The sequence below is a fragment of the Anabaena cylindrica UHCC 0172 genome (genome assembly GCF_034931625.1).
Lineage (GTDB): Bacteria > Cyanobacteriota > Cyanobacteriia > Cyanobacteriales > Nostocaceae > Anabaena > Anabaena cylindrica_A.
Window position 1 is genome coordinate 19,143 of sequence record NZ_JAYGGY010000081.1, and the last position, 11,593, is coordinate 30,735.

General features: G+C 36.8%; 10 protein-coding genes. 5 read left to right on the top strand and 5 right to left on the bottom strand.

Going from position 1 to position 11,593, the window contains the following annotated elements; genetic code table 11:
• The first annotated feature begins 122 nt into the window (after nucleotides 1-122).
• A complete protein-coding gene (locus tag VB713_RS16220; RefSeq protein WP_323312546.1) occupies nucleotides 123-2,261 on the top strand; it encodes a protein kinase domain-containing protein in 2,139 nt (712 codons plus the stop codon).
• A gap of 215 nt (nucleotides 2,262-2,476) precedes the next feature.
• On the opposite strand, the gene VB713_RS16225 is transcribed toward VB713_RS16220, so the two are convergent.
• The 4 genes from VB713_RS16225 to VB713_RS16240 form a co-directional block, all read right to left on the bottom strand.
• Entirely contained in the window at nucleotides 2,477-3,199 is a 723-nt protein-coding gene (locus VB713_RS16225) for a hypothetical protein (RefSeq protein ID WP_323312547.1), read from the bottom strand.
• Nucleotides 3,192-4,676, bottom strand: coding sequence for an AAA family ATPase (locus tag VB713_RS16230; protein ID WP_323312548.1), 1,485 nt, complete (start codon nucleotides 4,674-4,676; stop codon nucleotides 3,192-3,194). Before VB713_RS16230 ends, VB713_RS16225 begins: the two co-directional genes overlap by 8 nt.
• A gap of 173 nt (nucleotides 4,677-4,849) precedes the next feature.
• Nucleotides 4,850-6,085 carry an LL-diaminopimelate aminotransferase gene (locus VB713_RS16235; RefSeq protein ID WP_323312549.1) on the bottom strand — a complete coding sequence of 412 codons (1,236 nt, stop codon included), beginning with the start codon at nucleotides 6,083-6,085 and terminating at the stop codon, nucleotides 4,850-4,852.
• Nucleotides 6,086-6,333: 248 nt separating this feature from the next.
• A complete protein-coding gene (locus tag VB713_RS16240) occupies nucleotides 6,334-7,215 on the bottom strand; it encodes a PEP-CTERM sorting domain-containing protein (protein WP_323312550.1) in 882 nt (293 codons plus the stop codon).
• A gap of 559 nt (nucleotides 7,216-7,774) precedes the next feature.
• Here VB713_RS16240 and VB713_RS16245 point away from each other — a divergent pair.
• The 3 genes from VB713_RS16245 (at nucleotide 7,775) to VB713_RS16255 (ending at nucleotide 10,067) form a co-directional block, all read left to right on the top strand.
• The gene (locus VB713_RS16245) at nucleotides 7,775-8,485 is read left to right on the top strand and encodes a TIGR04283 family arsenosugar biosynthesis glycosyltransferase (protein ID WP_323312551.1); all 711 of its coding nucleotides are present in this window, start codon (nucleotides 7,775-7,777) and stop codon (nucleotides 8,483-8,485) included.
• Nucleotides 8,486-8,551: 66 nt separating this feature from the next.
• On the top strand, nucleotides 8,552-9,304 hold the full coding sequence (locus VB713_RS16250; RefSeq protein ID WP_323312552.1) for a TVP38/TMEM64 family protein: 753 nt from the start codon (nucleotides 8,552-8,554) through the stop codon (nucleotides 9,302-9,304).
• Nucleotides 9,297-10,067: a TVP38/TMEM64 family protein gene (locus VB713_RS16255; protein ID WP_323312553.1), complete on the top strand. Its 771-nt coding sequence runs from the start codon at nucleotides 9,297-9,299 to the stop codon at nucleotides 10,065-10,067. Before VB713_RS16250 ends, VB713_RS16255 begins: the two co-directional genes overlap by 8 nt.
• Before the next feature lie 128 nt (nucleotides 10,068-10,195).
• Here the strand turns inward: VB713_RS16255 and hisG are convergent, their stop codons facing one another.
• A complete protein-coding gene (gene hisG / locus VB713_RS16260; protein ID WP_323312554.1) occupies nucleotides 10,196-10,828 on the bottom strand; it encodes an ATP phosphoribosyltransferase in 633 nt (210 codons plus the stop codon).
• 37 nt (nucleotides 10,829-10,865) lie between these two features.
• On the opposite strand from hisG, the gene rppA reads away from it, so the two are divergent.
• Complete coding sequence (gene rppA, locus VB713_RS16265) at nucleotides 10,866-11,576, top strand: two-component system response regulator RppA (protein WP_323312555.1); 711 nt, start codon at nucleotides 10,866-10,868, stop codon at nucleotides 11,574-11,576.
• Nucleotides 11,577-11,593: the final 17 nt, after the last annotated feature.

An 11,593-nucleotide genomic window follows, 5' to 3' on the forward strand; every position in this document is an offset into this window, starting at 1 on the left:
AATGAGTAATAACCTGTTTTCTCAATTACGAATTACGAATGACTAATGACCAATGACCAATGACCAATGACCAATGACCAATGACTAATGACTAATAACTAATAACTAATAACTAATAACTAATGACTAATATTTATTGTTCTCAAGGTCATCAAAATCCATCTGGTAGTAAGTTTTGTCTCCAATGTGGGGAGAAAATGCCTGATGTTCCCACAAATTCTCTCAGTAATGGCATTCAAGTAGGACAAACTTTAGGCGATCGCTATGCTATTGTACGTCTACTTGGACAAGGAGGGTTTGGACGTACCTATTTAGCTGAAGATATCAACCGCTTCCGGGAACCTTGTGTTTTAAAAGAATTCTTCCCCCAAGTTCAAACTGCCTATGTTGTGCAGAAAGCAGAGGAACTATTTCAGCGAGAGGCGAGTGTTCTTTATAACTTACAACATCCGCAAATCCCTCGTTTTCGGGAACTGTTAAGCATCAACTTAGAAGGTAAAGAATATCTATTTTTAGTCCAAGATCATGTAGATGGCGATACTTATAATACTTTATTAAATAACCGCAAACAGCAAGGTTTAAGATTTACGGAAACAGAAGTACGCAAGTTATTACAGCAAATTTTACCAGTACTGGAATATATCCACTCCGTCGGTGTCATTCATCGTGATATTTCTCCTGATAACTTAATGCTGCGTACCATTGATCAATTACCCGTGTTGATTGATTTTGGAGGTGTTAAACAAGTAGCAGCCACAGTTGCTTCTCAATATTATCAAACTGGTGCAATCCCATCTTCTTCCGGTGGCACTCTGTTAGGTAAAATTGGATTTGCACCCCCAGAACAAATGCAAACTGGTGTGGTATCTCCCCATAGTGACTTATATGCTTTAGCTGTAACAGTATTAGTTTTACTAACAGGTAAACAACCCCAAGAACTGATTGATACCTATGATTTTAGCTGGCAATGGCGACGGGAAGTTAGCCTCAGTCCCATGCTAGGACAGATAATAGATAAAATGTTATCTACAAACGTGAGCGATCGCTATCAAACAGCCCGTCAAGTTCTAGATGCACTCAACCCCCAGCCAGTAGGCTATCCTCCCACAGAACTACCACATCATACCAATCCATCAGTACCTGCTTACGTTCCCACATCTGCAACTGTCGCGGTATCGTCTCCCTCTTCCCCCAAAACTCCAGTACCTCAACCTGTCAATACACCCATTCCGCAACCCCCAAGTGTTTGGACACCAACAAACATCTTCATTGTCACCTTAGCTTTATCAGCTAGTATCGGTCTGCTTTGGTGGGGAATCAATAACCGGACAAGGAATCTAGCAGGAAGTGACCCTTTAATTACATCTAGTCCTACCCCTAGCGAAACCCCAACCCCTGAACCTTCAGATAATTTTTCACCAGAAGAAAAAGCACGCAAACAAAAATTGAATAACCGTCGAGAAGAGTTAGGCATCAGCAACAGCTTTTATGTAAGCTTAATTAATCAAGTTTTTTGGGAAAAAAATCCCAGCTTAAAAGGGCGTACCCTAAGCGATAGTCCAGAAGATGAAAGTTTGAGGGCAGAATGGGATAAAACCGCCGCAGAAGTCCTAGAAAAGCTCTCAGGACTCAGTTCTAACTCTCGTCGTCAGCTAGGAAATTACACTTTAGCAGAACGCGATCGCTGGAAAGTCGAAGTTAATAAAGTCAACGTTGGTAGTCGTTCTTTATATGATTTAGGTGATGCCGCTTTTTTAAATAAATTTCCTGAACAGAAGGGTAAAGATTTTCTCAAACAACCCATTGGTCAAGTTTGGCATGGTTTTGTCAATGATCAACTTAACGCTATTCTCTCAAACAGCGCACTTCAAAGAATAGTTTTTCCTGAAGGTGGTATAAGCAAAACAGTTAGCGGAACTCTGCAACCTGGCAGGGGTAAAGTATTTATCGCTGGACTAGCGAAAGAGCAAAATATGGAAGTTGAACTAGAAGCAAATTCTCAAATTTTGCTATCAATTTATTCTCCTTCCGGGAAAGTGACATTTTTAGAAGATTCTCAACAACGTACTGTTTCCAAAACATTACCAGAAACAGGATTTTATGAATTTGTAGTTGTTTCTACAGCTACGAAACCATTAGATTATCAACTAACTCTTGTAGCAGAAACTCTCGCACCACCAGAACCAACCGAAACCCCAGAACCAACGGTAACTCCGACAGCAACCTCAACAGAAACTCCAACAGAAACCCCGAAAAACTAAAAGTAGGGCTTACTCAAGTATCACATTGAATATCTTTTGTAGGTGCGTCAGATATCAAAAATCTGTTGACAATAACCAATTTAGAGGTTTGACGCATTGCAATACTTATAGTGCTATTCCTTTTATCGGTAATTTAAGTCAAATCCTCGGTGAATCTAAATGCCTAAAAAAATTTCAAGTAGAGGATAATCGCGTGGTTATTCTGAAGTTGTTGATTATAACAAATCTTTTAACTTTCTCCTGATTTCTGTTTCTAAATCATTATCTTGATGACAAAAACACTGAACTTTGATTTTATCTTGATCTGTTAAAATTGTCTGACAAGTTAATATACCTGATTTATTATAATTCTTTAAAATTAAATACAGTTGGCTATTCCTATCTCCTTCAAGCTTCCTTTTTTCAGAGAATGTTTTATAAAATAAAATTCCTTTAAAATCTAAATATATTTCTTCTTCATTATAACCTTGCTTGAGATTTAAGTGATTATTGAGAACGAGTAACATACATACTCTCGACATTGCAGAACTAAACTTTTCTTCAATTTTCTCTAATTCTTTGTTGTCTATGCTAGATTTTAATTCAATTAAAATAATATTTAACCTATGACTACTTTCATACTTTTGTAAAACTAAAATAGCACATTCAGTAGTTTTGCTGCTAGTTGAGATACCGGGTATATTTTTTTCTAAGTTAATTTTCCAAATTCTTTCTACTTGGGACTTTTCATCACAATAGTTTAATTCGTGAACACATACCTTTTTCAATTTTGCAGTAGAACTGTCTTCCGTAATTTCAATTACCTCATCATCAGCTACAGGAATTTCAACAATAAATTCTTGTTGTGATAAAGCTTTGTGTAATTCATCCCTGAGTAAAGGAACATTTATATTGTTGGGATTATTTAAAAAATACTTATTTTTCTGGCTTTTACTCATCTTCAACCTTATCTTCCTGACGGTAAATATAATCAGTCAGAATGCGAAGTGATTTATCTAAATTATTTTCAACTTCTCTAAAGTTTCTAAAATAGATACCATAATCACTGCTTTCATAGTCAATAATTTTATCACCTGTGAAGAAATAAACACCTACCTTTTCTTTTGCTATAGATACAGATGAATCAACATATTTTAATTGATTATCTTCAATAATTTTTTCTACATCAACGCCATGCTGATTTTTAAGAACATCCAAATATATATTGTTATTAATAGCATTGGCTAAAATTGAACTATGGGTTGTGATTAATACTTTATTTCCTGTTTGACTTTGAATAAACTGGATTAATATATTTAAGAGTTTAATCTGATTTTCTGGATGTAAATTTACTTCTGGTTCATCTATCATTAAAAAATTGTCTTTTTCTGATGCCCAATATTTTAAATATAAATAAATAAGTGTTAATTGATTAACAGATGAAGAAGCTAAATACATCGGTAGAGGTTCATCAATTGAATTAATTTGAAAATAAAATTCTATAGGACTAATTCCTTTTAAACTAATAGGTTGTATTTCACCTCCAATTATTTCTTGTAACTGTTCAACAAGATTAATATAAGACGTTTCGATATTTTCTTCAAGATTAAGAGAAAAAAGTTTTTCAAAAACCTGGTTCATGGGTTCTGTATATTTTCTTTTCAAAACCTCTAATTCTTCAAAATTAGATAATTCAATCTTTCCTTTATTACCCTGATTTTCCAAAAAATTTACTATTTTTTTAATATCTTGTTCTCGTTGTTTTCTATCAACTTCATAAATATAACGATAGAATGTAGGAAAGAAAATTCTGCTAGCTGGTAAGAAAAAAGTCTCATGCTGATGTTTCAACATTGTTGCAATAATGGTAGAAATTAGAATAGACTTTTTATGTAGTCTTAAGCTACTGTCTAAGATTGTTGGATGAATGATTTTTTTTATGTTTTCTGATAATTCTTTCTTTTCAAATCTGTATCTTAGTTCGCCTTTATTTTTTTTAATTTCAACATATTCTAATGTATTTTCTTGTTCGGTTTTCAAAGTGATAATTATTTTGATTTCTTGCGCTTGTAATTCAGATATTTGATAATCGAATGCGATAGCAATATTATTGAATATTTCTGAATTTTTACCTATATTGAATATCTCTTTTTGGGCTTCTTGCTGTAAAAAATTACTATATTTATGTAAAATATTGTCCAATAGTTTAGCAGTGATTTCAATATTTACACCTTCAACTATTTGATTATCAATTATATCTAAATTTTCTACGGTAAATTTATTAATTATATCTTGATTGAAAATTGCCCATAATAATTGAGCTACATAACTTTTGCCGCTATTATTGCGTCCCACAAACACAAAAAAATCTTTGGATAAATCAATGGATTGAGTATTATTTTTAATAGGTCCCAAATTTTTTATGATTAATTTCATATAAATTCACCTCTAAATTGATTGAGTTATATTTTGTGTAACAAGACTCACAAGGTATTTGAGTCAAAATAAAACTATCCTAATTTTATCTAAAATGCGCTATCTTTTCATCTACTATTTTTGATAGATTAAGTCTAACAAAAACTAGGGTGGGCATAGCCCACCAAAATTGACTAAACTTTAAACTTCTCAGTGATTCTCTTCATTGCTTCTTCCACATTTTCCCGACTGTTAAATGCAGAAATACGGAAATAACCTTCACCAGCAGCACCAAAACCTGAACCTGGTGTTCCTACAACGTTAACGGTTTGCAATAGCTTATCAAAAAATTCCCAACTAGATAAACCATTGGGAGTTTTCACCCACACATAAGGTGCATTCACACCCCCATAAACTGATAAACCTGCGTTGGTGAGTTGTTCACGGATAATTTTAGCGTTTTCTAAATAGAAACTTACCAAAGCTTTGATTTGCGCTTGTCCTGCTTCTGAATAAACCGCTTCTGCACCTCTTTGGACAATGTAAGAAACGCCGTTAAATTTAGTAGACTGACGACGGTTCCAGAGTTTCCATAGTTCTACGTCGGAACCATCTGCGGCTTTAGCGGTGAGGTTTTTGGGAACAACGGTTAAAGCGCAACGTGTGCCGGTGAAACCTGCATTTTTGGAGAAAGAACGAAACTCAATTGCACAATCTCTAGCACCTGCAATTTCATAAATAGAATGGGGAAGGCTGGAATCTGTGATGTAGGCTTCGTAAGCAGCATCAAAGAAAATAATTGAACCGTTGGCTTTGGCGTAGTTTACCCAAGCTTGTAAATGTTCTTTAGTAGCAGTTGCACCGGTGGGGTTGTTGGGAAAGCAGAGATAAATTAAATCTACTTTCTGGGAAGGAATTTCTGCGGTGAAGTTGTTATCTGCGGTGACAGGTAAATAAACTAAACCCTCAAATTCGCCTTTTTCATTAGCGTCTCCAGTGTTACCCGCCATGACGTTGGTATCTACGTAAACGGGATATACAGGGTCGGTAACAGCGATAACGTTATTTTTACCAAAAATTTCTAAAATGTTGCCTGAGTCGCACTTAGAACCGTCGGAAATGAAGACTTCATCAGCTTCTATGGCTGCACCTCGTGCTTGGAAGTCTTGGATGGCGATTTTTTCCCTTAACCAAGCATAACCTTGTTCTGGGCCATATCCTTTGAAGGTAGAGCGATCGCTCATTTCTTCCACTGCTTTAATCATTGCAATCCGACAAGCTTCTGGCAAGGGTTCAGTTACATCACCAATTCCCAATCTGATGATTTTAGCATCTGGGTTAGCTTGGGCGAAAGCATTCACCCGACGGGCAATTTCTGGGAACAGGTAGCCAGCCTTGAGTTTCAAGTAGTTGTCGTTAATAGTAGCCATTCTAGATTTTGAAGAAACGCACTAAAATAGCTTACTGTAAATAATTCCAGGACTTATGCAAAAACTTCACTGAAACCTTCTTTTCTTCTTTTTGAGACGCTACGTAAACGTAGTTCATTATGGAAAGAAGATTTTCATCATCAAATAAAATTAGCCGTTACAGGTCTTATCCTGAGACGACTTGGGAATTTTAGGCTACATCCAAGTTTGAATCATCTTGAATGTCAGCCATCAAATGTTATTGAGTATTAATTAGTAAAAGTGCGACGACGACGAGCCATTACCATACCACTAGCTACTAAACCTAAACCTACTAAAGAAGCTGGTTCGGGAACTCTGGTCTTAGGAGGCTCTTGAGGCTTGATATTAGAGAGAAACAATGAAGCATGAGATAAACCTTGAGCGGTTCCTTGTTTATTTGTGGAAACACCAATGGTGTTATATACTGCCTCTAAAGTTGTACCTTGGAAATTTTCAAAGAGATAAGCACTATAACTGGTACTAGCTTTCAGACTCACTACAAATGTCTTGCCTAAAAAGCTTGTCAAGTTTCCTGCCAATGTCAAATCACCATCAGCAGTGTTGTCTGCGGTAAAATCACCACTATCTGATTTGCCAGCCAAAGTCCATTGCACGCCAGTACCAATTTCGCTGCTAAACAAATTATTATTTAATTTACTTAGTAAAGTGCCTTTTGCGCCTGTATCATTACCTTCAAATGCACCCTCGCAAGCTGTAGCACTCAGTGCGCCAAACTTAACATCTGAATTATTACAAGCAAGACCAGTTAGACCACCGTCAGAAATGCTGCTGCTAACAACTTTAGCAGCTTCAGCGTCTTTAGCGGCTTTAGCGGCTTCAGCGTCTTTAGCGGCTTTAGCAGCTTTAGCGGCTTCAGCGTCTTTAGCGGCTTTAGCAGCTTCAGCGTCTTTAGCGGCTTTAGCAGCTTCAGCGTCTTTAGCGGCTTTAGCGGCTTCAGCGTCTTTAGCGTCTTTAGCGGCTTTAGCAGCTTCAGCGTTACCGTTACCACCACCACCGTTACCAGCGTATGCTGGTGCAGCGATCGCAGTGTAAACAATTCCGGTCGCTAATAATGCTGAAGCTAGTAAAGTAGAGAATTTAGATTTCATCTAACTTGGTTCCCTTAGTTATTTGTGTAAGTTTTCGTTTGTTTTTGCCGATGTATTTTATTTTACGATTAATTTCAAGAATGTCAAACAGAGAAAGTAGCATTTTTGTCATGTCTTTACATAAAAAGAGCTTGTTTGAAGGCAACATAAAGTTACTCTAAGGTGATTGACAATACTAAACAGTGCAAAAAAAGGGGTAAAAAAAACCTCTAATCCTTATCTAGTAAGCTTTTCGTGATTTGAATAAAATTTATATGTGTAGAATTCTGTGCAGTATGGAGGTAGCTAGAAAACTCCATCACAATAGATATTAGTCAATTTCTATCAGGATAAAATACGAGAAATTACGCAAAATCATCGGATGTGGAGAGATGAATGTTAATCCATCTCCATTTACTTATGTATGTAAACGACTGACAGCATGATAAATCAATCTTGTAATGGCTATAAAAGTCATGATTATGACGACAACAGTCGTGAAAATATGTATCTTACTGATACTTGACAGAGAATACCCTGAAGGTAAACCAAATCATAAAAACCCAAAATCACATCAACTATGATTCAAAATCTTGATCATGCGAGAATTTCTATCATCATTCCGACTTTGAATGAAGCGGAAAATATCAAAAATGCGATCGCTAGTACCCAACCCAGTACAAATATAGAAATAATTATCGTTGATGGTGGTTCTCAAGATCGGACAACAGCGATCGCACAATCATTAGGTGCAACTATCATCACCTCTCAACCTGGACGTGCTATACAAATGAATGCCGGTGCAGCAGTCGCTACTGGTGAAATTCTCCTCTTTCTCCATGCTGATACCCGTTTACCACCTGGGTTTGATGACATGATTCGCACCACCTTACAACAACCAGAGACTATAGCTGGTGCTTTTGCATTGCGGATAGATGCACCGCATTGGGGTTTGCGACTGGTAGAATGGGGAGTACAAGTGCGATCGCATTTTTGGCAAATGCCTTATGGTGATCAAGCAATTTTTTTAACTCAAGTAGCATTTGCAAAAATTGGTAACTTTCCTGAATTGCCAATTATGGAAGACTTTGAACTCATCCGCAGGTTAAAATATCAGGGTAAAATCTCTCTTATTTCCGTACCTGTAATTACATCCTCCCGCAGATGGTTAAAAAAAGGAATTTTTCTCACCACCTTACTTAATCAAATCATCATCTTCGCCTATCTACTCGGTATTTCACCAGAACGCATCCGTAAATTGTATCGTTGGGAAAAATTCAGGAGAATTTAATCTCTTTCTCATTTAAAGAGCCTATTTTAGGAGATGATAATTGTTAAAAATCGGGTTAACTCAATAATGCCCAAGCATAAATCCAGATTAAATAGCAAATTACAACTATTATTATTAATTTGCCTAATTGCCACCCTGATTATTGCCACTAAATTTATTAATTTTCAGGAACTTTTACAAATCTCCGTAACTTGGGTACAAAATCTAGGCATTTTTGGACCAATTGCATTTATCATTATCTACAACTTGGCAACCTTGCTATTTATTCCTGGTTCCCTACTAACTCTCAAAGGTGGTTTCTTATTTGGCCTATTTTGGGGATCTGTATATGTATTAATAGCCGCATTTATTGGAGCTATTTTAGCTTTTGCAATTGGACGTTATCTATCACAAGACTATATTTGCCGACAACTTGAAAAATATCCTAAATTTAAAGCCATTGATTTAGCAGTTGCTAAAGAAGGATGGAAAATCGTCTTACTAACTCGGCTTTCTCCCCTCTTTCCTTTCAACTTATTAAATTATGCTTTTGGGATAACAAAAGTCTCCCTCAAAGACTATATATTTGGTTCATTTGGCATAATTCCTGGTACTATAATGTACGTTTATATTGGCTCAATAGCTGGTGACATTGCCATGATTAACACACCCAGTCAGCCAACCAATCCAGAAACACAAATTTGGCAATGGGTAATGCAAGGAATTGGTCTGATTGCTACAATTAGCATGACTTATTACGTCACAAAAATTGCTCAAAAAGCTCTCAATCAAAGTGTGCCGATAGTCGAAAATAACTCTGATATAAGTCGTTATGAATAATCGAATTTCTACAAAAACCTTGATCATTAATAAAAACTTGCACAAATTAGCAAAGCTGTGTATTTTTACTTTATTCGCATTTAGCATAGCTGGCTTATTACATACAGACTTAGCCTTAGCACAGGAATCCATTAATTCATCTTCTTTTAATCCTCAAGAAATTTTACGGAATGCCTTACAGTGGATTGATAATTTAGGTACAGTGGGAGCAATAGCCTTTATTGGCATCTATATTATTGCCACAATTGCATTTTTACCCGGTTCAATTCTCACATTAGGTTCTGGTATAGTCTTTGGCGTAATTTGGGGATCTATATATGTTTTTATTGGTGCAACAATAGGTGCAACAGCAGCATTTATAGTAGGACGTTATTTAGCTAGAGGCTGGGTTTCTCAGAAAATTGCCGATAACAAAAAATTTGCTGCTATTGATCAAGCTGTAGGTAGAGAAGGATTAAAAATTGTTTTATTAATGCGACTTTCCCCAATATTTCCTTTCAACTTATTAAACTATGCCTTGGGGATTACAGGCGTATCTCTCAAAGATTATATTATCGGTTCTGTAGGTATGATTCCCGGAACAATTATGTACGTTTACATTGGTTCTCTAGCTGGAAATTTAGCACTAATTGGCACTGAAGCTCAACCAGGTAATCCTACTTTAGATTGGGTAGTTAGAATCGCAGGTTTAATAGCCACAGTTGCCGTTTCATTGTACGTTGCTCATATAGCCAAAAATGCGCTAGAAGAAGATATTTCGTAAAAATTATTATCGCTATTTTTATATCCAGTAGGGGCGGGGTTTCCCCACCCTCTATTCTATTACCTCCTGCCTTCTGCCTCCTGCCCCCTGCCTCCTGCCCCCTGCCTCCTGCCCCCTGCCTCCTGCTGTTAAACTTCTTTTCTTAGCTGTTCCACCACCTTATGCAAATCACCCGTATTCAGACGATAACTCAAAGGATGAACAATTAATCTGGACGTACTTTCATACAAAGTTGCAATTTCCACCAAACCATTTTCGCGCAAAGTCTTACCCGTAGAAACGATATCCACAATCGCCTCAGACATCCCCGTAATTGGTCCCAGTTCTACTGAACCATACAAAGGAACTATTTCTATAGGCAAATCCAGACTTTGAAAATATTCTCGCGCACAATTGACATATTTAGAAGCAACTCGACCATGAGCAGGTAAATCTACAGGCAATTTGTAGGAACTAGAAGCTTTTACTGCTACACACATTCTACAATAACCAAATTGCAAATCGACTAATTGTGCAACTTGCGGTTTTTTTTCTTGTAGTACATCGTAACCAACAATACCCAGTTGCGCCTGACCGTATTCTACATAAACAGGTACATCCTGCGCCCGTACTAACAGACCTTTCGCTTGTCCACTAGCATCAGAAATTTGCAGTTGGCGGTTTCCAGAATCTAAAAAAGCACTAAAATCTAATCCTACAGATTGCAGCAGCTGGATGCTATTTTTGAGTAATTCCCCTTTTGGTAGTGCAACAGTCAGCATTCTTTTTATTGGTGTCTTTATCTTTGCGGTTAATTATATGCTTACCACAAGCAGCATGAGAATTTTATTAGTTGATGATGAAGTTGAACTCACAGATCCCCTAAGCCGCATTTTAACTCGTGAAGGTTATATTGTAGATACTGCTTATAATGGAACAAGCGGCAGTGAACTGGCACAAGCAGGAACTTATGACTTACTGATTTTAGATTGGATGTTGCCAGGAAAAACAGGGTTGGAAATTTGTCAGGAATTACGCCAACAAGCTAAAATTACCCCCGTTCTATTTCTTACAGCCAAAGATACTCTAGATGACCGTGTGCAAGGTTTAGATGCTGGTGCTGATGATTATTTAGTCAAACCCTTTGAACTGCGAGAGTTACTAGCAAGAGTCCGTGCTTTATTGCGCCGATCAAGTGCTGAGTTGCACAGTACTTCATCAGTACGCTTAGTAGTAGCTGATTTAGAACTAGATGTAGAAAACCAAATATCTTATCGTCAAGGGAGAATGATTGAGCTATCGCAAAAAGAAAGTCAGCTACTACAATATTTTATGGAACACGCCGGACAACTACTGACTCACGGTCAGATTATGCAACATTTGTGGCAAGATAATGAACAACCAGGAAGTAATGTCATCGCTGCGTTAATTCGCCTGTTGCGGCGTAAAATTGAAGTGAATAGTGAATCTGCACTGATTCATACAGTTTACGGTAAAGGCTATCGTTTTGGCTCTGCGGTAATAGAATAAGTTTACTCTAATATTCC